21 protein-coding genes are annotated in these 22574 nt (G+C 38.0%); 4 read left to right on the forward strand and 17 right to left on the reverse strand.

Translation table 11 applies throughout. The features are described 5' to 3' along the window. Window positions 1-102: 102 nt before the first annotated feature. The 4 genes from gcvH to EM808_RS09825 all read right to left on the reverse strand — a co-directional run bounded on the left by gcvH (window position 103) and on the right by EM808_RS09825 (window position 5290). On the reverse strand, window positions 103-486 hold the full coding sequence (gene gcvH / locus EM808_RS09810; protein WP_127738035.1) for a glycine cleavage system protein GcvH: 384 nt from the start codon (window positions 484-486) through the stop codon (window positions 103-105). A gap of 43 nt (window positions 487-529) precedes the next feature. Further along, window positions 530-886, reverse strand: coding sequence for an arsenate reductase family protein (locus EM808_RS09815; RefSeq protein WP_127738036.1), 357 nt, complete (start codon window positions 884-886; stop codon window positions 530-532). Window positions 887-1151: 265 nt separating this feature from the next. Beyond that, complete coding sequence (locus EM808_RS09820) at window positions 1152-2906, reverse strand: acyl-CoA dehydrogenase family protein (protein WP_127738345.1); 1755 nt, start codon at window positions 2904-2906, stop codon at window positions 1152-1154. 26 nt (window positions 2907-2932) lie between these two features. Beyond that, the gene (locus EM808_RS09825) at window positions 2933-5290 is read right to left on the reverse strand and encodes a 3-hydroxyacyl-CoA dehydrogenase/enoyl-CoA hydratase family protein (protein WP_127738037.1); all 2358 of its coding nucleotides are present in this window, start codon (window positions 5288-5290) and stop codon (window positions 2933-2935) included. Between the two features lie 189 nt (window positions 5291-5479). Here EM808_RS09825 and EM808_RS09830 point away from each other — a divergent pair, with 189 nt between their 5' ends. The 3 genes from EM808_RS09830 to EM808_RS09840 are packed head-to-tail and all read left to right on the forward strand — an operon-like array spanning window position 5480 to window position 6289. Next, window positions 5480-5611, forward strand: coding sequence for a YuzL family protein (locus tag EM808_RS09830; RefSeq protein WP_127738038.1), 132 nt, complete (start codon window positions 5480-5482; stop codon window positions 5609-5611). 47 nt (window positions 5612-5658) lie between these two features. Beyond that, on the forward strand, window positions 5659-5940 hold the full coding sequence (locus EM808_RS09835; RefSeq protein WP_127738039.1) for a hypothetical protein: 282 nt from the start codon (window positions 5659-5661) through the stop codon (window positions 5938-5940). Window positions 5941-5953: 13 nt separating this feature from the next. Continuing rightward, complete coding sequence (locus EM808_RS09840) at window positions 5954-6289, forward strand: spore coat protein (RefSeq protein ID WP_127738040.1); 336 nt, start codon at window positions 5954-5956, stop codon at window positions 6287-6289. A gap of 61 nt (window positions 6290-6350) precedes the next feature. Here the strand turns inward: EM808_RS09840 and EM808_RS09845 are convergent, their stop codons facing one another. The 3 genes from EM808_RS09845 to EM808_RS09855 form a co-directional block, all read right to left on the reverse strand. Continuing rightward, a complete protein-coding gene (locus EM808_RS09845; protein WP_127738041.1) occupies window positions 6351-6599 on the reverse strand; it encodes a DUF2573 family protein in 249 nt (82 codons plus the stop codon). Between the two features lie 208 nt (window positions 6600-6807). Continuing rightward, window positions 6808-7956, reverse strand: coding sequence for a rod shape-determining protein RodA (gene rodA, locus EM808_RS09850; RefSeq protein WP_127738042.1), 1149 nt, complete (start codon window positions 7954-7956; stop codon window positions 6808-6810). Window positions 7957-8474: 518 nt separating this feature from the next. Further along, window positions 8475-9755, reverse strand: a complete 1281-nt coding sequence (locus EM808_RS09855) for a methyl-accepting chemotaxis protein (RefSeq protein ID WP_127738043.1) — start codon at window positions 9753-9755, stop codon at window positions 8475-8477. A gap of 443 nt (window positions 9756-10198) precedes the next feature. On the opposite strand from EM808_RS09855, the gene EM808_RS09860 reads away from it, so the two are divergent. Further along, window positions 10199-10387, forward strand: a complete 189-nt coding sequence (locus EM808_RS09860) for a hypothetical protein (RefSeq protein WP_127738044.1) — start codon at window positions 10199-10201, stop codon at window positions 10385-10387. A gap of 136 nt (window positions 10388-10523) precedes the next feature. On the opposite strand, the gene EM808_RS09865 is transcribed toward EM808_RS09860, so the two are convergent. The 10 genes from EM808_RS09865 to EM808_RS09910 all read right to left on the reverse strand — a co-directional run bounded on the left by EM808_RS09865 (window position 10524) and on the right by EM808_RS09910 (window position 22499). Beyond that, a complete protein-coding gene (locus EM808_RS09865) occupies window positions 10524-11258 on the reverse strand; it encodes an amino acid ABC transporter ATP-binding protein (RefSeq protein ID WP_127738045.1) in 735 nt (244 codons plus the stop codon). 30 nt (window positions 11259-11288) lie between these two features. Then, on the reverse strand, window positions 11289-11996 hold the full coding sequence (locus EM808_RS09870) for an amino acid ABC transporter permease (protein ID WP_127738046.1): 708 nt from the start codon (window positions 11994-11996) through the stop codon (window positions 11289-11291). Then, window positions 11983-12801, reverse strand: a complete 819-nt coding sequence (locus EM808_RS09875) for an amino acid ABC transporter substrate-binding protein (RefSeq protein ID WP_127738047.1) — start codon at window positions 12799-12801, stop codon at window positions 11983-11985. Before EM808_RS09875 ends, EM808_RS09870 begins: the two co-directional genes overlap by 14 nt. A gap of 206 nt (window positions 12802-13007) precedes the next feature. Further along, window positions 13008-13550: a C40 family peptidase gene (locus tag EM808_RS09880; RefSeq protein ID WP_127738048.1), complete on the reverse strand. Its 543-nt coding sequence runs from the start codon at window positions 13548-13550 to the stop codon at window positions 13008-13010. Window positions 13551-14040: 490 nt separating this feature from the next. Continuing rightward, the gene (locus tag EM808_RS09885; RefSeq protein ID WP_127738049.1) at window positions 14041-15900 is read right to left on the reverse strand and encodes an ABC transporter ATP-binding protein; all 1860 of its coding nucleotides are present in this window, start codon (window positions 15898-15900) and stop codon (window positions 14041-14043) included. Continuing rightward, on the reverse strand, window positions 15897-17621 hold the full coding sequence (locus EM808_RS09890; protein ID WP_127738050.1) for an ABC transporter ATP-binding protein: 1725 nt from the start codon (window positions 17619-17621) through the stop codon (window positions 15897-15899). Before EM808_RS09890 ends, EM808_RS09885 begins: the two co-directional genes overlap by 4 nt. A 35-nt stretch (window positions 17622-17656) precedes the next feature. Further along, window positions 17657-18103 carry a MarR family winged helix-turn-helix transcriptional regulator gene (locus EM808_RS09895; RefSeq protein ID WP_127738051.1) on the reverse strand — a complete coding sequence of 149 codons (447 nt, stop codon included), beginning with the start codon at window positions 18101-18103 and terminating at the stop codon, window positions 17657-17659. Between the two features lie 117 nt (window positions 18104-18220). Next, window positions 18221-20299: a methyl-accepting chemotaxis protein gene (locus EM808_RS09900; RefSeq protein WP_164849619.1), complete on the reverse strand. Its 2079-nt coding sequence runs from the start codon at window positions 20297-20299 to the stop codon at window positions 18221-18223. Between the two features lie 116 nt (window positions 20300-20415). Further along, window positions 20416-21363, reverse strand: coding sequence for a phosphoglycerate dehydrogenase (locus EM808_RS09905; RefSeq protein ID WP_164849620.1), 948 nt, complete (start codon window positions 21361-21363; stop codon window positions 20416-20418). Between the two features lie 125 nt (window positions 21364-21488). Further along, complete coding sequence (locus EM808_RS09910; RefSeq protein ID WP_127738054.1) at window positions 21489-22499, reverse strand: carbohydrate kinase family protein; 1011 nt, start codon at window positions 22497-22499, stop codon at window positions 21489-21491. Window positions 22500-22574 lie beyond the last annotated feature (75 nt).

Genomic DNA, 22574 nt, shown 5'->3' on the forward strand with positions numbered 1-22574 from the left:
TTTATTATGTAATACTTTAACATATTGCCTTTAGTAGTTAAAGTTATCGGCATTTATACACAAAGAAGCGCCGAAATGCAAATGCCGGCGCTTCATCTTAAATCAGTTTTCGTTTGTCATTTCTTCATATTGTTCAACTGTCATCAATTGCTCAACATCTGCAAGATTAGTTGGTTCAACAACAATCATCCAAGCTTTTTCATATGGAGATTCATTTACATATTCAGGATTATCACTTAGATCTTCGTTTACTTCTACTACTTTGCCGCTGATTGGTGCATATAGTTCAGAAACTGTTTTGACAGATTCTACACTGCCGAAAGGCTCGTCCGCTTTTACTTCATCTCCAACCTCTGGAAGTTCAACAAATACGATGTCTCCTAATTCTGATTGAGCAAAATGTGTAATCCCAACTCGTACATTTTCTCCTTCAACTTTTACCCATTCATGTTCTTCTGAATAGCGCAAATCTTTCGGTGTACTCAATGCTTATCCCTCCAAATAGATTAATATCCTTCAAGCGGCACTATTATGTCCAGCTTTGTTTAAAATCCTCTTCCTTAAACCCTAACGTAACCTTTTTTCCATCTGTAGTGAAAGGACGTTTAATCAGCATGCCATCAGAAGCAAGTATATCGAGAAGCTCTGAATCCGACATATCTTTCATCTTATCCTTCAAGCCAAGATCGCGATAACGCTGGCCGCTAGTATTAAAGAATTTCTTTAATTCTAAGCCGCTATGTTTATATAGGTCTTCAAGCGTAGAGCGTGAAGGAGGATTTTCCACGATATGTACTTCTTTGTAACCTACCCCATTTTCATCCAGCCATTTTTTTGCATTTCGGCAAGTGCTGCATTTTGGATACCAATAAAATGTAAGTTCCATACGATCACCTTACTTATGTATTTTTTAAATTTATAATTGAATATTATCATATATCAAGATAAATTCATAACATTCATTTTCTAAATATATTGATTAGAATATAAAGACATTATTGAAAACCTTCGAAAGACGAATAATTGATAATCTGGTTATACGTAACTCTTAACAAAAAAAAACAAGGAAAGAACCTGAATGACTATGCGAATTATTAAAATTACACATAATCATTCAGGTTGTAAGTAAAGCTTATTTTAGTAGCCTTAATTTATACAATATACTCATCTGCCGCAATCACTTTTTCAGCAGCTTCCCTTTTTAATGCAATCAATGGCTTTGGTAAAAATCTTGTATACTTTTTGAGCACTGATAGAGCAAGGCGCAAGTCATCTCCAGATTCCATGTATGCTAGTGTATCTTGGGCTTCGGTATTAATGATTTGAAATGCCTCCTGACAATAAATTTCTGTATATAACAGCTTTTGTTTTTCTTCTGAATTCGTTGTTGCAATTGCTTTTTCCGTACGCAGAATACATGATTCCATTGCAAACACATGGGATATGATTGTTGCAATGGAGCTGAGTGCCTCTTGCTGCTGCTCTATTTCCGTTGTATACTTTTTCGCTAATAAACCTAGTAGTATAAGCACTATCTTTTTGCCGTTTCTCACAAACAATTTTTCCTGAGAAAGGATGCTCCCATCAGGCTCACTCGGAATAAAGGTAATCATTTCGCGCTCAATAGCCTTTGCTGCAGCAAATAACGGGACATCACCCTTCATCGCTTTTCTTAAATAATTTCCTGGTACGGCCAATAGGTTAATTTCATTTGTGCCTTCGAAAATGCGGTTAATCCTTGAATCGCGATACATTCTTGAAATCGCGTAGTCCTCCATAAAGCCATTGCCTCCATGAAGCTGTAAACATTCATCGACTATCTTGTCTAATGCCTCAGATGAAAATATTTTATTCAAGCTGCATTCCATACTATATTCATTAACAAGTTTGGCAGGAATTTTCCAACCCTCTGTTCCCTCCAACGGGTCAAGGGCGTCTGATAATAATCCTGCTGTCCGATACACAGAGCTTTCGGATGCATACAGCAATGACGCCAATGTGGCTACTTTTGCTTTTGTCAGTGGAAATTCAGAAATTGGTGTTTGAAATTGCTTGCGATTTTTTATATATGGCACAGTCACCTTCAATGCTTCCTTGCTTGCGCCAATTGCTCCCATACCTAATTTAAACCTGCCCATATTTAAAACATTTAGGGCAATGAGATGTCCTTTCCCTTTTTCTCCAAGTAGGTTTTCTTTTGGTACAAGCACATTATCCAATATTACAGAACAAGTGGAGGAGCTTTTAATACCAAGTTTTTTCTCTTCCTTGCCGATTGATACACCTGGAAATTCACGTTCAACAATAAAGGCAGAATATTCCTTGCCATCGATCTTAGCATAAACAGTGAAAATATCTGCGATGCCGGCATTAGTAATCCACTGTTTTTGCCCCTTCAATATATAATGAGTTCCTTCGTCATTTAATGTTGCTGTTGTTTTTATCCCTAGTGCATCAGATCCTGCTGTAGGCTCTGTTAGGCAATAGGATGCAATCTTTTCTCCTGTAGCTAATGCAGGCAAGTACTTTTGCTTCTGCTCCACATTACCAAACAGGATGATTGGCAGTGAACCAATTCCGACATGTGCTCCATGTGTTATCGAAAAGCCTCCAGCGATGGACATTTTTTCAGAAATAATGGCAGAGCTTATTTTATCAAGCCCAGCTCCTCCAAACATTTCTGGCACATCAGCACTAAGCAGACCAAGTTCTCCTGCCTGCTTCATCAGCTCAAGCACCTTTTTAAAGTCGTGTTTTTCCATGCTGTCCAAATGAGGCATAACGGAATTACGTACGAAGTCATTTGTCATTTCTCCAATAAGCTCATGCTCCTCTGAAAAATCCTCTGGTGTGTATACATCTTTCCAGCTTGAATCTTCAAGCAAAAAACTTCCGCCTTTAATCATCATTTCTCCACTCCTTCATCTTCTGTCTATAATGGCAGGGGCTTACCCGCAGTTAACACATGCAACATTCTTTTTATCGTCTCTTTTTCCCTCAAAAGGTCAATAAACGCCTGTCTTTCCAATTTCAATAAATAATCTTCCTCCACTTCCGTATGGACCTCTACATCTCCGCCAGTTATAACGTATGCAAGCTTCTCTGCAATAACTTCACCATGTTTTGTTATTGCACCTTTGACTGCAAATTCTTTCACAAGACCCATTAGAAATTGATAGCCTTGTTTGCCTGCGACGGGTATTTTCGTTTCTGTTCTGGGCTCATAACCATTATCGAATATGTCAATTACGGCATATTTAGCCTCTTCCATAACATTCAGGCTGTTAAATGTTATCGTATCGCTGCTCTTTAGAAAGCTTGTTGCCTTGCCCTCTTCTGCTGATGTGGACACATTGCTCGTCAATATTGCTTGAAAGGCCTGCGCTGCTGCTGCAACAACATTTGGGTTTTCCTGCTCTGCCAGCACATTTAAGTACAGCTCCTTCGTTCCACCACCGCCTGGGATGAGTCCTGCACTCGTCTCGACTAGGCCAATATATGTTTCGATGGAGGCATGAATCTTCGCAGCTGCAAGACAGATTTCTGCACCGCCGCCTAATGTTTTACGATGGCTTGCTGCGACGACTGGTTTTTTGCAATACTTGATGCGCTTCAGAACATCTTGAAACTCCTTCACCACTACCTGTAGCTCGATATAATCCTTATTCTGTGCTTCAAGGAGCATCATCGCCAAATTTGCTCCTGCACTGAAGTTTTTGCCGCTGCTTCCTATCACAAGACCTTTCATTCTGTCCGTATTTTCCACAATATCCACTGCTTTGTTCAGCATCTTAATCATATCCATGCCGATGACATTATTTGGACTATGCATTTCAAAAAGGAGCACATCATCTTCCATGTCAACAATACTTGCCGCTTTATTTGAAGCAAGTATGCCGCCATTTTGCTTTTTATACTCTAATCGATATTGATCGCTCGTAAGCGGAATTGGTACATACTTGCCATTATGATAATAGAATTGTTTTCCATCTATCCTTTTATAAAAGCTAGTAAAGCCATCCTCGATCATTTGCTCAATCCATTCAGGCAGTTTCTGATTCTCCTGCTTCAGCTTTTCAAGTGATTCAGTCAGCCCTATTTCATCCCATGTTTCAAACGGTCCACTTTTCCAGTTAAACCCTGTCTTGATTGCTAAATCTATTTGAGAGATATTGTCTGCAATCTCTCTTGCGTGTTCACCAGAATAAAGCAAATATGGCATAACACTTTTCCATAAAAAGTTTCCTTCTGCACTGTTATTATAAATAAGCTCCTTCAGCTTTTTACGCTTCTCGCTTCTTTTTGGCTTTAGTTCTTCTTCTTCATATTGCATCGTGTGATAATTAAGGACTAGTACTTTTCCCTTTGTCTTCTTATAGAACCCTTGCTTTGTTTTCCTTCCTAACAGGTTTTCATTGAGCATTTCTAGCAGGAATGCTGGAATCTTATACTGCTCCTTTTCCAGATTATCCTTTGTTCGATTATGAACATTTTTAACAGTATGAAAAAATGTATCTAATCCAACCATATCTAACGTTTGGAAGGTAGCACTCTTTGTTCTGCCAATAAGTGGTCCTGTCAGCTGATCTACTTCACTGATTGTCATATCCATCTGGACCATAGCTTCCAATGAAGTAAGAAAAGCATGTGCGCCGATCCGGTTAGCAATAAAGTTAGGAGTATCCTTGGCTTCTACCACTACCCTTCCTAAGATGGTTTCAGCAAATGATTTCATAAAGGAAACAACTTCACTTGAGGTTTTGTTTGTAGGAATGAATTCAAGCAATGATATATATCGTGGCGGATTAAAGAAATGAGTACCTAAAAAATGGGCTTGAAAATCATCTGACAGCCCTTCTTTCATCTGTGTAATGGATATTCCTGATGTATTGCTGCTGATAATGGACCCCTGTCGTCTTACTTCATCTACTTTTTGAAACAGTGCCTTTTTCGCAGTTATTTCCTCTGTAATAACCTCAATAATCCAATCTGCTTCCTTCAACCTTTCCAAATCATCTTCGGTATTGCCTATTTCCAGCATTTTCATATGACTACCTGCAGTGAGCATGCTCGGCTTGCTTATTTTTATCCTTTGAAGCGCCTGTGCGGCAAACCTGTTGCGAACTTCTTTGTCAGAGAGGGTTAGGCCTTTTGATTGCTCCTCTTCCGAGAGGCTTGTGGGTATTTTATCAAGAAGCAATGTTGCAATACCCACATTTGCCAAATGTGCAGCAATAGCCGATCCCATGACCCCTGAACCAATAACAGCTGCTTTCTTTATACTGTACATTCCGTCTTCCTCCTTCTTTAATATACAAGTAAAAGCAAGGTTGAATGCCTTCTCTTTTACAATAAAAAACAATTATGAACTTCTCAATAAACATATGCGGATTTTAATCCCATTTGCCGAAAAGAAAAAGTTTAATCTTTAAAACCGTCTAAATAGGCAATCCTAAAAAGGTATGAGGGGGTGAGTATTATGGCCAAGATGAAAAAAAATCCTTCTAAAGGTGGAGTTAGTGCTGCAAGTGTAAAGGGAGATGCTGGACCGACAGTGGAAAGTGATGGCGGCGGCAAAAGGAATAGCCAAAACAACCAGTATAAAAAATAAGGATTGGCATTTTTTCATATTTTTTATTAGGAAATGGAGGTACATTAATGCAACAGCAATCAATTAACAATATGAACCAAAGCCAAGGAATAATGATGCAACCGCCTGTAATGGTTACAGTCAAAGACTCCTTGTATTTGACAGATATGCTTTCTTGGAATCTTCTCGCCATAAAAAAGGCTCATTTTTTTGCTCAAAATATTCAAGATGCCAATATTAAACGGCAAGCAGAAAAATGTGCTCAAATGCACCAGAAGCATTATGAGAAAATACTGGCTCACTTGAATGACACAAATCAAACTCAAACGTCAGGACTGCAGCAGCAGTGAACGGAGGTAAAGAATGAATCAGCAAAAAGTTCAAAATCCGGAAAAACAAGTAGCGAAAACTCCACAAATGAACGATAGAGATTTCATTAATGATCTACTGGCAACAGAAAAATACATGACTGCTTCTTATTCAACAGCCCTTAATGAAGCAAGCAATGAAGTACTGTATCAGGATTTGCTCAGCATCTTTACCGAAACACAAAACATGCAGAGAGAGCTGTATGATCTTATGTTTCGTGAAGGCTGGTATAAGCTCGAATCAGCAGATCAGCAAAAATTGCAGCAATCCTTTCAACAGTTTAAAGGGTATGAGTCACAGTTTCCTAACGGAAACGGCGGCTTGCAATAAATTTAAAAAAGCTAGTAGCAAGGACAACGGAATAGTTGTCCTCCTACTAGCATCATATGATTTATTTTGTTTTTTGTTTTTGAAAATCATTTAATTTTTTTATTTCACTAATCATGCCTACAATTTGCTGCTTTGCTTCAGGAAATTGGCCATTCCAATGCTTAACTAAACTTGGCATCGATTTTGCCATATGATTGTAAAGCATCCAAATCTCCACTTCCTTTTTTAGATGCTCCTGATCTGCCCCAAGCAACAGCTCTGTATATTTTGTCACTAATGAATCAAACTGTTCGAGAAATTCTTTATCCAAACTTGTATCCTCCTCTTTTTTCATTTGACATTAAGTTCATTATATTTTATTATAAATTTAAATCAATTGATAATGATTATCAATATTGATTAAACCGCACTAGTGGTCTCACCTATTATTTTTCCCCCTCATAAAAAAATAATAGACCCTGAGCCAGTACTAGAAAAAAAGATGTCCTAAGAAAAGGACATCTTTTTTGTTGCCAATTTTATTCATCACTTGAGAACATATACTTTTTATAATGGAAGCGGATGGAGAAGATAAGTCCAATTGCCAACATATTTCCAAGCAAGGAGCTTCCTCCATAGCTTATAAATGGCAATGGGATACCTGTTATCGGTAATACTCCAACAGTCATACCAATATTTTGGAATACATGGAAGGTAATCATACTAATAACACCAACACAAATACATGTGTAAAAGGAGTTTTTCGTTTCAAGTGCGACTTTGGTTATGTGATAGATCAGAAGGAAAAATAAACTTATGATAACACTCGCACCAATAAATCCAAATTCCTCTCCGACAACACTGAAGATAAAGTCTGTGTGATTTTCTGGCAGAACAACTTCACTTGTGCCAATCCCTTTTCCTGTCGTCTGTCCTGATCCTATCGCAAGTAAGGATTGTGTCAAATGATAACCAGTAGAGCTTTGATAGTTATATGGGTCTAACCATGAATAAATTCTTCCAAATTGGTATTCCTGCACACCTAAATATTTCTTCAGCCACTCTGGATGCCAAATTACCATATATAATACTCCAGTGGCTAGTGTTATTCCGCCGCCAAATATAGGAGTTATTATTTTCCAAGAGATACCTGATATAAAAATCATCCCGACCATTATGGCAATAAGTACAAGTGATGTACCTAAATCAGGCTGCTGCATAACAAGCAGCAATGGTACAAATGTAATCCCGCCGATTTTCAGCAGCAATAAGAAATCGCTCTGGGTAGTCTTTGAGATATGCTTTTCCTGATGGTCCACAATAATCTTAGATAAGGTTAAGATTAAAAAGACTTTAACAAACTCAGAAGGCTGTAAAGAGAAGCCGGGCAGTGTAAACCAGCTTTTCGCACCATTGATTTCACGAGCAATACTAGAAGGTGCGACAATTAACAGCAAAAGGAGCACAAGTCCAAATCCATATAAATACCAGGACAGTTTTTTTAGCTGATCTGAATCCAATTGCATAATTCCCGCTATAATTGCCGTTCCAATTACATAAAAGACAACTTGTTTAATGACAAAACTCGAATTGGCACTATAAATGGCAACAAGACTCGCCAAGCTTAACAGCATTAATATAAGTACAAGTGTAAAGTCTATTTTTGATGTATTCCTGTTTGGGGTCATTTCTCATTGCTCCTCGAATATGTGAAAACTTAAGTTAAATGGTAAAAAAAAGAGTAACCTACATAATAGTTTATACAATTCTTCATTATATTTGTAATTGCAGGAAATAACAACTTTCGACAAGGGATTTAATGAAATTTTAATGTAATCCTCCAGATTATTCCACTTTGTATTTTTAAAATTTAATGGAAGAAAAATCTTCATTCCGCTTGTAGATGTATAATATATCCTTCCTAGCTTAAGTCTCCCTTAAAATATCATGTTCCATCCATTGCAGGGAGGAATGGAGCTTCCTCGGCTTCGCCTGCGGGGTCTCATCCTTTCCTCTATTTCCCGCAGGAGTCGAGTAGGCTCCGCTCCATTCCACTATGGTTTTTGTTTTTTGCATAGACTAAAACACAAAAAAAACTGAACTATTAATCGATAATTCTGCAATCGATTAAATAGCTCAGTTTTAGCTTGGCCTTAACAACTTGTCCCAGCCTATTAATTTTGGTCTGGATAGTTACGCCCCATTCTTACTTATGATATATCTTTACTACTTCCACTAGGTCGTCTGCGATTTGTGCAAGGGATTGTGTGGATACTGTTATTTCTTCGATTGCTGCTAATTGTTCTTGGGAAGAAGCTGATACATTCATGGAATTTTGGCTGTTTTCTTTTGCAATGGTTGTGACTTGATCAACGGATCCGGCCACTTCAACAATACTGGCATTGATGTTTTTCGCTGCAGCGAGGATGTTTTTCATCTGATCACTCATATTCTCCATACTGCTAGAAATGACGTTGAATTTTTCCTTCGTATTGTTTGTTATATTTATGCCGTCTTTCACTTCATCTGTTACTCTTCTCATCGTTTTAACAGAGGTTAACGTATCTTTTTGAATTTCATTAACGAGTACTGCAATCTGTTTAGCTGATTGATTAGATTGTTCAGCAAGCTTTCTGACTTCCTCTGCAACAACAGCAAATCCTTTCCCAGCTTCTCCTGCTCTTGCTGCTTCAATAGCTGCATTAAGAGCCAACAGGTTAGTCTGATCAGCAATTTCTGTGATTACATTTAAGAATTGACCAATCTCTTGTGAGCGCTCCTGCAGAAGCTCAATTGTTTGGTTTGATTCTTTGACTGAATTTTGGATAAGACTCATTTGTTTAACAGTGCTTTCAACAACCTCTTGTCCTTCTTTCGCCTTAATAACTGTGTCATTCGATGCTTGAACCATCTCTTCTGTATTTTTGGCAATATCCATTATTTCACTATTTACTACAGAGACAGCGTCTGCGACACTTTCCATACCCTTTGTTTGTTCTTCAGAACCAACAGCAACACTTTGTATTGCCGAAGAAATCTGCTCTGATACATGACTTGTTTCTACTGTATTAGCTGTAAGTGTTTCTGCAGATGAATTAACTATTCCAGCAGTTTCATTTACTTTATCTACCATCGTTTTAATCGAATCTTTCATTAACACAAACTCGTCAGTTAATTGACCAATTTCATCATTTGATTTCTTTTGAAGGTCAATGTCAAGATTTCCTGTTCGAATCTCCTTCGTTGCGGCAAGCAGATTTTTAATTGGCTTGATAATAATTCTGCGTGTGAATAAAGACGCAATTAAGGTTGTAAACACGAGGTTGATGACCGTATTTATGACCATCCCTAATTCTGGTGCGAAGATTCCTGCATTCCTAAGCATATCATTCAATTGTATGGATATAGGCGTGCTTATCATTGTAGCTAAAACAATAATGAAAGCTATTTTTGTCCGTAAACTATGAAACAGATTTTTCTTTTTCATTTTAAACCGCCCTAACTTTTTATTTTATAGGATATAATACCTAATACTCATAGGTACAATATAGCATATATTTATTTTATCGGTCATCTCATTTGATTTATTTAGCTATTTATTAGAACTTTCTTACTAGTTAAACAAAAAAAAGGAGCATTATGTGCATGCACATAATGCTCAAAAGTGAGAGGAGGTTATGGGGTTACGGTATAAAGAAAAGCGCTGTAACTCTTTCGGAAAAGATGATACAAGCTATTCCTTATACTTATTAGATATGCTTTTTCAGAGGAAAAGTGAGGGCTTATCCTGTTTTATTCTAAAAAAGGGCAAGCCCCTAATAAAAAAAATGATGCATGTCCATATCTGTCTTCTAAAGAGAATGGTCTCGCCATATACTGTATGGGGTGAAAAGCTTGAATATTGTTGGTCGCTGTTAGGAGGGGCTTCACTTGGAAAAACTCAAAAAGCTGTCAAGTGTCCAGTTTTGTATGGTTTGGACGTTTATCAGCACACTTTTGTTCTATATCATAACAGATATTTCCGTGTATACGATTGCCGCTCTAATTGCTGGCATTGTGCTTTCCTTCATTAATTTGCTGGAGGATGAAGTTATTCATCAAAAAATACGTGGCGAATAAATTTATTTTAGAATGGATGTATAAAAATCAAAAAGGGAGACCACAATGATATTACAAAGTGTAATTCCCCCTTTTGTTAAAGAGATATTAGGCAATCATCCCCCCTAAGGATTTTTTAGCCGAATATCTCTTTTTTTTATTGAAGCAACTGCAGAAATCTTTTTGTTCTGTCTTCCTTCGGATTAGAGAAAAATTCTTCAGGAGTTGCCTTTTCTACGATATAGCCGCCATCCATAAATAAGACCTCGTCTGCTACTTCTCTGGCAAACTTCATCTCATGTGTAACAACAATCATCGTCATTCCTTCTCTTGCAAGATCCTTCATTACTTTCAATACTTCACCGACAAGCTCTGGGTCTAGTGCTGATGTTGGCTCATCAAAAAGCATTACTTCAGGCTCCATCGCAAGCGCTCGCGCAATACCAACACGCTGCTGCTGTCCTCCTGAAAGCTGATAAGGGTAAAAGTCGAGCTTATCTGCCAAGCCAACCTTAGCGAGAAGCTGTTCTGCCTTTTTCCGTGCCTTTTCCTTATCTTCTTTTTTGACAATGACTGGTCCCTCCATTACATTTTGTAATGCTGTCTTATGAGGGAACAGGTTATAGCCTTGGAATACCATACCTGTCAGCTTACGAAATTCTGTTACTTCTTTTTTGGAAACCCTCTGAGAGAAATCAATGCTTTTATTACTAATAGCAATCGTTCCCCCAGATGGTGTTTCAAGGAGGTTTAAACAGCGAAGCATTGTTGTTTTCCCTGAACCCGATGGTCCAATCACAACAATCACTTTCCCTTTTTCTACATCTAAACTAATGTCCTTTAAAACCTCCAGCTCTCCAAAGCTTTTGGATAAGCCTGTAATTTTAATCATTTGGCATCCTCCTTTCTGCAATTATGGTGTCTATTTAAGCAAATGCCTGCTGAAGCGATCCTCGAGCCTTTGCTGGACAATTGATAGCGGAAAACAAATCAGCCAATATAGCAAAGCCACTTCTGAATACAGCAGTAAAAACTCATAGTTAGTACTTGCAATCTCCTGCGCTTTTCGGAACATTTCCGTAACAAGGATAAGTGCCGCAAGGGAGGTATCCTTTATCAAGCTGATGAATGTGTTTGATAATGGCGGCAGTGAAACACGAGCTGCTTGTGGCAGAATAATTCTTTTTAAGTTCTGTCCGTATGTCATTCCAATAGAATAGCCTGCCTCCCATTGTCCCTTTGAAATGCTCGAAATCGATGCACGGACAATTTCTGATGCATATGCGCCGACATTCAAAGAAAATCCAATGATAGCTGCCGGAACTGGGTCTATTGTGAGATTCTCACTTAAATTAGGAAGACCGTAAAAGATAATAAAAAGTTGTACTAATAACGGTGTACCTCTAATAATGGACACATATACACGGGCAATGATTTGAAAAATCTTTACGCTAGATAAACGCGCAAGGGCGGTTAGCACCGCGAGCACAAGACCGATGATGAATGACACAATGGCTAAAGGCAACGAATACAAAAAGGCCCCCTTCAGCAAAGGCAGAAGGGAACTTGTTGCTATATCCGTATAACGTTGAAGCTGCTCAGGATCTGTAAAGATATTATTTAAGAACATCTTCCCCGAACCATTTCTCAGATATTTTTTTGTATGTGCCATCATCGATCATATCTGTAAGTGCTTTATTAACCTCAGTTACTAATGATTCGCTGTCTTTTCTAAACATTAAACCACTTTGTGCCACATCATCTGCTGTATCTGCAATAACGATATCTGCGTCAGGCTTTTGCTTTTTATAATCTAAGAAGGACAGTTTATCATTGACTGTTGCATCAACACGGCCAGAGTTCAGCAATTCAACCGCTTGGTTAAAGCCATCAATACCGACAAGTTCAGCACCGTAAGACTCTGCTGTTTTCGCATAGTTGCTTGTTAGTGACTGAGCTGATTTCTTGCCTTTAAGATCCTCAAAGCTTTTAATGTCTGAATCAGACTTTGTTACTAAAACTGCTGTAGAGGAGATATATGGATCAGAGAATAGATATTTCTCTTTTCTCTCATCATTGATACCTACTTGGTTTGCGATCATGTCAAAACGTTTTGCATCAAGCCCTGCAAAGATTGCATCCCATTGTGTTTCTTTAAATTCTACATCGACACCAAGACGCTTGCCTACTTCTTGGGCAATTTCAACGTCAAACCCTGTTAAATCACCTGTTTTTTCATCATGAAAAGTGAATGGAGCATATGTACCTTCTGTACCAACAACAATTTTTCCATCACTTTTTATTTTTTCGAGCAAATCCTTACTGCTGTTACCAGCATTTGAACTTGAATCGTCTTTATCTGCATTGCTGCCACAAGCAGCCAATGCTATTGTTAAACTTAATAATAAGCATAGCAGTAAACTGAATTTCTTCATGCGAAAAATCCTCCTAATTCCGATATGTCTTGTAAGACAAAAGTTATCATATTATATCGAGAAGTTATTTGTCAAAAGTTATTTACTTTCTTTCTATATTTTCACCAAAAGCTTTTCTGATAACCATCTTTTTAAAAAAAATAAAAATAAAAAAAACCATCATTGGATGGTTAGGGATAATATAGGTATAAGTGCTATTAATGTATTTAAAAGGAAGATGCTGGTTTTAAATAATAATGCTGCAGTTTCCCTTCATATATATGTTCCATTTTGTAATCATCCAGCAAATCATACGGTGTAACCAAGGATGGATGCTTATTCCCATATAAAGCTCCGCCTTCATGTAAAACAGAAGCGACAAATTGTGAACAGAAAAAAGCATTTTTGCGGGGAAAAGGTATATTAAATATAATAAAAAACAAACCAATTAAGTTGTAGCGATAGCAATGCTTTTCTTTTTCAATCTGATTAATAATGTCTTTCATCTTGTCATGCTGCTCTTTCGTAACACGTATGCTATAGATGGCACAGCATGCGTTTTTGAAGAATTCATCTCTAATATTTTCTTTAACAAATCCGCCAATAAACGGATTATTCGGCTTCTTTCGTCCAAAACTGTAAACTTCCACTAACTGGGAGTCAAAAGAAATAGAGGCATGGTTATGCGGTTTTTTTGTAAAAAGCTTAATGCATCTTGTGAACAAGGTGCCAGTATCACTTAGTATTAAATAAACAGTCTGCTCATCCATTCTTAACCTCCACCAAAAATACATTTTATTGTATAACGATTTAACAATGCAAAAGGTTTCCATTTATGAAAAAATAGTCCATTCACATTAGTGATTACTGTATAAGGATAAATTTCAGTATAGGAAGCTTTTCCCTCTTTTCATCATATAGACGTTTGCCGTTTTGGTGAACAAACTTTAGCATTATCTTTTCTCAGACTATAGGCTTAGAATTACTATGAAATATATACACTTATGGTTTTGGGTATGCCTTTAAAATTAGTTCGTTCCATTGCGCGGCGACCACTCGCTTTCCGCAGGCATAGATTGAGCATCCTCGCCTTCTAAATCGTCTCTGTTTCCCTTAATAATCGACTCCTCTGCTTCCCCCACTAAAATCTTACAGTTTTTCGGATAAATTATTGCTAGTAATTAAAATAAAAAACCGAGTTATGTCGAAATTCTCCTTTAAGAGAATTTCGAATCATAGCTCGGTTTTTTCTGCCAAATTTTAAGCTGTTACTTCTGAAAATTGGCTGTTATATAAGTCTGCGTAAAATCCATTTTGTTGCAGCAGCTCTTCATGGTTTCCTTGTTCGATAACTTGACCGTTTTTCATGACTAGGATGACATCTGCATCTTTAATGGTGGAAAGCCTATGTGCGATAACAAAGCTCGTGCGATTTTTCATAAGCTCTGCCATTGCCTCTTGTATTTGTGCTTCTGTCCTTGTGTCGACACTGCTTGTTGCTTCATCAAGAATTAGCAAAGCGGGATTTGCTAATAGTGCTCTGGCAATAGTAAGTAATTGCTTTTGGCCTTGAGATATATTAGAACCATCTTCGTTAATAACTGTTTCATAGCCATCAGGCAATGTTCGGATAAAGTGTTCGGCGTTTGCCAGCGCAGCTGCCTTGCTCACTTCCTCATCTGTTGCACCCTGCTTGCCATAAGCTATATTGTCCCGGATTGTTCCTTTGAATAACCAAGTATCCTGAAGCACCATGCCAAACATGCTGCGTAAATGACCTCGCTCCATTGTGGAAATATCGACATCGTCAATTTTAATAGAGCCTCGATTTAGATCATAAAACCGCATTAATAAGTTGATTAGGGTTGTTTTTCCGGCGCCAGTTGGTCCTACAATTGCTACTTTCTGTCCTGGCTTAATTTGAATGTTTAAATCTTTAATAAGCTCCTCATCCTCTTTATAGCTGAAATAAACAGAATCGAATTGTACGGCACCAGAGGGATGGTCAATGACATTCTGCTCATCCGAATTTTTCGCTTCCTCCTCTTCATCCAATAGATCAAACACCCTCTCAGCAGAGGCAATGGTTGATTGGATGACATTAGAGATATTGGAGAGCTGTTGAATCGGCTGCGAGAATTGTCTTGCATATTGGATGAAGGCTTGGACGTCTCCGACAGTAATTCTTCCTGCTGAAGCATAAATTGCCCCTATCACTACTACAAAAACATAGCCAATATTATTGATAAATTGCATCAATGGCATGATCAGACCTGATATAAATTGAGATTTCCAGCTTGATTCAAATAATTTATCATTAATGCCGTCAAATTTTTCAATTGCTTTCTTTTCATGACCAAATGCTTTTACGATTTGATGTCCTGTGAACATTTCCTCAATATGGCCATTCAATGCTCCTAATGTTGCCTGCTGACTTCTGAACTGAACCTGTGAGCGTTTGGCAATTTTCACTGTTGCAAAGATGCTCAAAGGAATGGTCAAAAAGCAAACTAATGCAAGAACAGGACTAATAGTAAGCATCATAATGATAACTCCGACAAATGTAATCACAGATGTAATTAATTGTGTGACACTTTGTTGCATCGTATTGTTGATATTATCAATATCATTAATAGCCCTACTTAATGTTTCACCATGTGGTGTTCTGTCAAAATACTTGAGCGGCAGTCTTTCCAGCTTTTCATGTACCTCTTGGCGCAGCTGAAATATTGTCTTCTGCGAAATATTGACCATAATAATCTGCTGTATATACATAAATAAGGAGCTAACAATGTAAAGAACAATAAGCCATAATAAGATTTGCCCAATTGCTTCAAAGTCAATGACAGCACCTGGTACACCGTTCATTTTAGCCATCAGCCCGTTAAAGATTTTATCAATTGCCTTAGCTAAAATCTTCGGGCTAAATATAGAAAAGACAGTGCTAAGAATCGCAGCTATAATAACAAATAATAGCTGCAGCTTATAGGCACCAAGGTATTTGGCAAGACGCTTCAGCGTGCCTTTTGCATCCCTTGCTTTTTGGACAGGCATATGGCGCGGTCCCCCGTGGCCCCTCGAAGGTATCGGTGAATTTTTGCTTTGGTGTTGTTCACTCATACTGTCTCCTCCACAACGCCTTGTGACTTCACAATTTCTTGGTATACGCTGCAACTGATGAGCAATTGCTCATGTGTACCAATGCCCGCGATTTTCCCTTCATCCAACACGATTATTGTATCTGCATCTTTAATAGTGCTGACTCTTTGGGCAACGATAATGACATTGGCATCCGTAATGTCTTTCTTTAATGCTTTCCGTAAATTCGCATCTGTTCGATAATCAAGTGCGGAAAAACTATCATCAAACAAGTAAATTCGCGGCTTTCTTACAAGAGCTCTTGCGATGGACAAACGTTGCTTTTGCCCTCCAGACAAATTTGTACCACCTTGTGAGATTTGCGACTCAATCCCCAATTCAAGCTGATCGACGAATTCCTTCGATTGGGAGGTTTCTAGTGCCTCAAGAATCTCACTCTCTGTAGCATCTTCCTTCCCATAACGGATGTTATCTGCAATAGTACCTGAAAACAAAACTGCTTTTTGCGGTACATAGCCTATCGCATGACGAAGGTCACTTTGAGCGTATTCTGTTATGTTTTTTCCATCAACAAGGATTTCGCCATTATTAACATCATAAAATCTTGATATTAAATGGAGAACAGTAGATTTCCCTGAGCCTGTCCCGCCAATGATTGCGGTTGTTTTTCCAGGCTGCAACCGAAACGAGAGACCTTCGAGCACAGGCTTTTCTGCTAAAGGATAAGAAAAGCTTACATTGCGGAACTCAATTTCCCCTTTGTTAAGCATTTCACCGTCAGACACCTTGTCCGTCATTGTTGGTAAAATATCGAGGATTTCATTAATACGGTCTGCTGAAGCGGATGCTCTTGGCATCATCACAAAAATCATGCTGACCATCATAAGTGAAAACATTATTTGCATTCCATATTGTACAAATGCCATAATATCACCAACTTGCATATTGCCTTTGTCCACTTGAATGCCGCCAAACCAAATGATAGCGACAGTCGATAGGTTAAGAACAATCATCATAATCGGCATCGTAACTGCCATGATTTTGTTTACCCTTAATGCTGTGGAAGTCAAATCCTCGTTCGCACGAAGAAAACGCTCCTTTTCAAATTCTTCCTTATTGAAGGAGCGGATAACACGAACACCAGTTAAATTCTCTCGAAGTACTCCATTCAAGTTATCAAGCTTTCCTTGCATTACCTTAAACAAAGGGATACCTTTTTTGATGACAAGATAAATAATTAGTGCAAGCACTGGAATGGCAACTACAAATATTAAGGATAATTTCGCATTTTTTGATACAGCCATGACAATTCCGCCAATGCACATCATCGGTGCAAGCACGACCATTCTTAATATCATCATCGTCACTTGCTGTACTTGGTTGATGTCATTCGTTGTTCTGTTAATTAAAGAGGAAATGCCAACTCGATTGGCTTCCTCTACGCCAAAGCTCTCTACCTTGTAAAACATCTTTTGTCTTAAGTCTTTTGCAAAAGATGATCCTACCTTTGAGGAATAGAAGCTTGAGATGCAAGCACATATTGTCCCAAACGCTGCGACACCAATCATCCATCCGCCTATTTCAAGCATGTATTGAATATCATTCTGGACGATACCGTAATCGACTATATCTGCCATGAGTGTCGGCAAATACAGTTCCGCTAAAACACGGAACAACGTCAAAAGCAATATGATGGCAACCCCTATCTTATATGGTTTTAATCCTAGCAGCAGCTTCTTCATCAATTATCCTCCAGTTTATTCTTCGCTAGATTCATTTACTCTTTTCTGTTGGCTTCCTTTGAAAAGAAACTGTAAACCTCATCTAATAATTCAATTAGACTGTTGCTTTTTTCTTCCCCTAAGAAATCAACTAAATTACTATACTTTTCTTCCATCCTTTGAAAAATCTGCGTAGTAATATCGTTTCCTTTATCTGTTAATACAATTCTCATAATTCGCCTGTCCTGTTGATCATTAACCCTTTCAACATAGCCGGAATTTTCTAATACATTGATAACTTGTGTGACAGATGGTGAGGTAATCTTTAAGGCGGTACTCAAATCGGTCACGGTAATATGCTTTTCCTTCCCTTGATTCCCTTTTTTTATGGCCATAAGCATCATAATTTCGCTTCGTTTTAATCCATGCATTGTATGACCTGTATGGCTTAACTTCTGAAATTGTCTGATTGCATGCAGCAATCTATGTGGCAGCTCTTCCAAACTATTCCCTCCTTTAATAATTAGGTAGGCTACCTAATTATATGGAAGTGTATTTTCGTTTGTCAATTTAGAGAAACGCATAAAAAAATAACCCGCCTATTCGGCGGGTTGCTTGTATTACACTTTAAATTTATTCACAATCACAAGCAGTTCTTCGGCCATTAAAGTTAATGCTTTTGCTGAAGCATTAATTTCTTCCATGCTGGCAAGCTGCTCTTCTGAAGCTGCTGCCACCTCTTCTGCACCTGCCGCATTTCCGACAGCAATTGTGGCAATATCACTGGCAGCTGAAGACACCTCTTGTAAGCCTGCAGACATTTGCTGTGCAGCTCCTGATACATCCTCCATCTGCGGGCCCATGTCACTAGTGCTTTTAATAATTTGGGCAAACTTATCTGAGGTTGCTTCTGAAATAGATAGCCCATCTTCTGCATTTTTGGATACCTCGCCCATTATCACGACAGATTGATCTGTATCTTTTTGAATGTCTGCAATCAGAGACGAGATAAGCTTCGCAGATTCTTGCGATTGTTCGGCAAGCTTGCGCACCTCATTTGCGACAACAGAAAATCCTTTGCCATGCTCTCCAGCTCTGGCTGATTCTATTGCAGCATTCAATGCCAGCAAATTAGTTTGATCTGCAATAGACCCAATGACTTGAATGATTTTGCCAATTTCCTTAGAACGGTTGTTTAATGCTCCGATGACCTCATTTGATTGAGTAATAGAATGATGGATAAACTTCATTTGCTTTAAGTTCTTCTCTACAAATGCTCCGCCTTCTTCTGCCAAATGATGTGTATCCTTCGAAAGGGCAGCAACAGCAGTCGACTTATCTGCTATTTTAATCACTCCCTGAAGCACATCCTCAATGGAAGTGGATGTTTGACCAATACTTGTAGTTATGTTTTCAGCATCATTAGCAATTTGCTGAACAGATGTTGTCACCTGATTAGAAGCAGCTGTCGTTTGTCCGGCACTTGCTACTAACCGTTCAGATGAAGCTGTTACCTGCTCCATAGAATTGGTTAGATTTGTCACAACCTCGCGTAAAGTATGCTGCATACTAGCAAAGCTCTTGGCAAGCAAACCAATCTCGTCACTTGCTTCCATTGTAATATCCTCTGTTAAATCACCATCCGAAATTCGTTCCGCACTCTTAGCTAATAGTTTTAAAGGCATAATTATCGAGCGAATAATATAGAAGATAAGTGCTCCGCCAATAATAAGTGCAGCAATCAGTACAATGCCTGTCGTGGAAAATATAGTAGAAGATGCGTTGCTAATTTCAGATTGATTCATGATGCCAGCTATTTTCCAGCCTGTTTTTGAATCAGACTCATAGATAGCAAGCTTTTCCTCCCCATCCTGGATATAAGATACTTCGCCTGAATTTTCTTTATATAAATCCTGGACCCATTTGGCGTTGTCATCCGATTTTGAATCAGCTTTTGAGTTAGGCTGATAGATATAGTTTCCTTGGGCATCAAGAAGAATCATATAACCCTGTTCGCCAATCTTTGAGCCTCTAACCATATCTGTTAATGAACTAATCTTTAAATCAATGGCAATAACGCCTTTTTTGTCATATGTAACCTTTGAAAATGTAACAATAGAGTTTCTAGTCTGCTCATCCTCTCGTGGCTGAAGCATTACCACATTTCCATATGAATCAAGGGCTTCCTTATACCAGCTTTGATTTAAGGCATCCATCCCAGCAGGCACTTCTTGGTTTGCATTTCTGTATACTTCGCCGTCTTCCCTCACGTAATAAACATTGAGAACATCTTGGTTTTGCCCTAAGTACTGGGTGAATATTCTTCTTATTTCATCCCTATCACCATTAAGCATCGATCCACTGATTGCATTTGCCAAGAAAGTAGCATCCTGCTCTTTTTTTGTTGTTATGGTAGCAATCTCATTGTGGATAAACTTGACACTTTCATGTGAGGAGATAATCAAGTTTTGCTCAATTTTTTCTTTTGCTATCATATAAGACACGACAGAAATGATTAAGCTTGGAATCAGAAGAATAGTAAGGAAGGACAATATAAGTTTTTTTCGAATAGAAATAAACTTCTTTTTCTTTCTGTTCGTTTTTACTTTTTTAGCCTTCATCGTCCATTTTCTCTTAGAATCTGCTTTTTTACTTCCACCCTCTTTCCTTTTGAAAAATTTACTTATTTTGCTTTTCATTAAAACTACTCCTTTTGGTCTATTTATAAAAATATTCTTATAAATCAAAATACCTAGGTTCATTATAGCAAAAAAATAAATTTTTCTGAATAAATTATCTATAAAAAATATTCATTTTAGTCATTTTTTGTAACTATATGTTGTAATTCCTCACTTTGTAAGTAATTTCTAATGTTATGCAAAATAGCATTCCCGATTCTGTTCGAGCATTCCTCTGTCGCTCCGCCGATATGACTAGTGCAGACAACATTGTTAAGCTGAGCCAATTCTAGGTCTGGCGGCTCACTGCTAAACACATCTAATGCTGCTCCTTTGATCTGCTCCGCCTTTAAACTGCGGATAAGTGCCTTTTCATCTATTAGATCTCCTCTTGAAATATTGATTAAATACGCAGAATTCTTCATTAAAGCAAGCCGTTCTTCGTTTATCAAATGGTAGGTTGCTTTTTTGAGATTTGTGCTAATCACAATATAGTCCGCTGTGCTTAACAGCTCTTCAAGACTGACAAATTGTACCCCTAGCCTTTGTGCTTCCGCTTCGTCCTTATAATTTGCAAATGCGACAATATCCATATCAAAACCAGTCGCCCTCTTCGCTACTTTTTTCCCGATTTCTCCAAAGCCAATTATTCCTAGCCGCTTTCCTTCTATTTCATTTCCTATATGAAGCTTCCATCCACCGTTTTTAACAAGGTCATTGGAAGTGGGTAAATTTCTGGCAATGGACAACATTAACCCGAAGGTCAAATCTGCAACAGACGATGCATTTTGACCCGGAGTATTCGTCACAATAATGCCGCTTTCTGCTGCTGCATCTAAATCAATATTATCAATCCCAGTACCGAACTTAGAAATATATTTAAGATTTGGTGCAGCTTCTATCGTCTTTCTATCCATATTTTCTACACCTGTCACAATTATTTCGGCATCATGAAGATAGCCAGATATGCTCTCCTTCTTTGTCGTAATACTTGTGACTGTTGCCCCAAGACTTGTTAATTTCTTTTCCAGCTTTCTTTTTTCCTCTATAAAGCCATCACTTAAAGATAATAAAATATTCGTCAACTTTTTTCCCTCCAACTAAGAAATAACTTCATCATCTGCACCTATTATTATACTGAATTTTCTGACTAATAATCCAGAATATTTAACATTCGATGATATAAAACATTACATAAAAAAATCCAGCTTTATTTAAAGCTGGATTTCACTGTTTTCATTTTGTCTGGCTTTATAAATAACTCGTCTACAATATGACAATAGTTGCCGATATCAGGAAGTGAACCTGCTTTTGTTGCAACTAATGCCCCCATTATATTCCCGTTATAACCATAATCAACTGCTGCCTTGACGGTTGCAGGAAAACCATACATATGGATACAATACAGGACTGCTGCCATATAAGCATCACCAGCACCTGTTGTGTCGATTGCGTCTACCACTTTGCCGCTAATAAATTCTGTTTGTCCTTGAAAAATAACATATGCTCCTTCTTTGCCTACTGTTACATAGATAAGGGGAACGGGAATTTTGGTTGCCTTCTCAAGCGCAGCTTCCAGACTGGTTTCTTCCATTAAGAAAAGTAGCTCTTCTTCGGAAAGCTTGATAATATCAGCATTAAGTACCAAAGACATAATCGTGCTTCTGCAATCCTCTTCCCTTTCCCATCTTTTTAAGCGGATATTTGCATCAAAGCTAATTAATGCACCGTGTTTTTTAGCCGCTTCCAGAGCTTTGACAGTTGCCTCCCTAGCTTTTTCATGAAACAAAGTTCCTGATCCAAAGTAGAACAGCTGCCTGTTCACAAAAGCATCCTCTTGAATATCCTCGATGGTAAGCACATCATCAGGTGTTTCATTCATGTAAGCATGAAAAGTCCTGTCGCCATTTCGATCTAAATGGATATAAACACAAGGAAGCTTTTTTGCTTGCGTATATACACTATAATCAAGCTTAACAGACTCCTTCGTTAATTCTTCTTTCACAAACTGACTGTCTTGGCCGTACCCTAGCTTTGTGACATAATAGCTTTCCATTTTATACCTGCTTAAATGAACAGCTGCATTCACAGATGCTCCTCCAAGCCGTTTATCATATTTATCGTTGTTCTCATCGATCGATAGATAGTCTATAAATGCATCTCCGACAGATATTGCGCCTTGATGTTCCAATGTCATCATCATTACCTCTAATCTATTCATATCTTCTCATTTTATTGTAAAAAGGAGTTAAAGTGAAACCCTTTTAGGTTTTTTCTCGTCATTATATTGGTACGT

The organism is Niallia taxi (assembly GCF_004005475.1).
GTDB classification, from domain to species: domain Bacteria; phylum Bacillota; class Bacilli; order Bacillales; family Cytobacillaceae; genus Niallia; species Niallia taxi.

Bases quoted from the DNA above. Each gene is read 5' to 3' on its own strand.
- EM808_RS09815 (WP_127738036.1), bottom strand. From the start codon at position 886: ATGGAACTTACATTTTATTGGTATCCAAAATGCAGCACTTGCCGAAAT.
- EM808_RS09820 (WP_127738345.1), bottom strand. From the start codon at position 2,906: ATGATTAAAGGCGGAAGTTTTTTGCTTGAAGATTCAAGCTGGAAAGAT.
- EM808_RS09825 (WP_127738037.1), bottom strand. From the start codon at position 5,290: ATGTACAGTATAAAGAAAGCAGCTGTTATTGGTTCAGGGGTCATGGGA.
- EM808_RS09830 (WP_127738038.1), top strand. From the start codon at position 5,480: ATGGCCAAGATGAAAAAAAATCCTTCTAAAGGTGGAGTTAGTGCTGCA.
- EM808_RS09835 (WP_127738039.1), top strand. From the start codon at position 5,659: ATGCAACAGCAATCAATTAACAATATGAACCAAAGCCAAGGAATAATG.
- EM808_RS09840 (WP_127738040.1), top strand. From the start codon at position 5,954: ATGAATCAGCAAAAAGTTCAAAATCCGGAAAAACAAGTAGCGAAAACT.
- rodA (WP_127738042.1), bottom strand. From the start codon at position 7,956: ATGACCCCAAACAGGAATACATCAAAAATAGACTTTACACTTGTACTT.
- EM808_RS09855 (WP_127738043.1), bottom strand. From the start codon at position 9,755: ATGAAAAAGAAAAATCTGTTTCATAGTTTACGGACAAAAATAGCTTTC.
- EM808_RS09865 (WP_127738045.1), bottom strand. From the start codon at position 11,258: ATGATTAAAATTACAGGCTTATCCAAAAGCTTTGGAGAGCTGGAGGTT.
- EM808_RS09870 (WP_127738046.1), bottom strand. From the start codon at position 11,996: ATGTTCTTAAATAATATCTTTACAGATCCTGAGCAGCTTCAACGTTAT.
- EM808_RS09875 (WP_127738047.1), bottom strand. From the start codon at position 12,801: ATGAAGAAATTCAGTTTACTGCTATGCTTATTATTAAGTTTAACAATA.
- EM808_RS09880 (WP_127738048.1), bottom strand. From the start codon at position 13,550: ATGGATGAGCAGACTGTTTATTTAATACTAAGTGATACTGGCACCTTG.
- EM808_RS09885 (WP_127738049.1), bottom strand. From the start codon at position 15,900: ATGAGTGAACAACACCAAAGCAAAAATTCACCGATACCTTCGAGGGGC.
- EM808_RS09890 (WP_127738050.1), bottom strand. From the start codon at position 17,621: ATGAAGAAGCTGCTGCTAGGATTAAAACCATATAAGATAGGGGTTGCC.
- EM808_RS09900 (WP_164849619.1), bottom strand. From the start codon at position 20,299: ATGAAAAGCAAAATAAGTAAATTTTTCAAAAGGAAAGAGGGTGGAAGT.
- EM808_RS09910 (WP_127738054.1), bottom strand. From the start codon at position 22,499: ATGAATAGATTAGAGGTAATGATGATGACATTGGAACATCAAGGCGCA.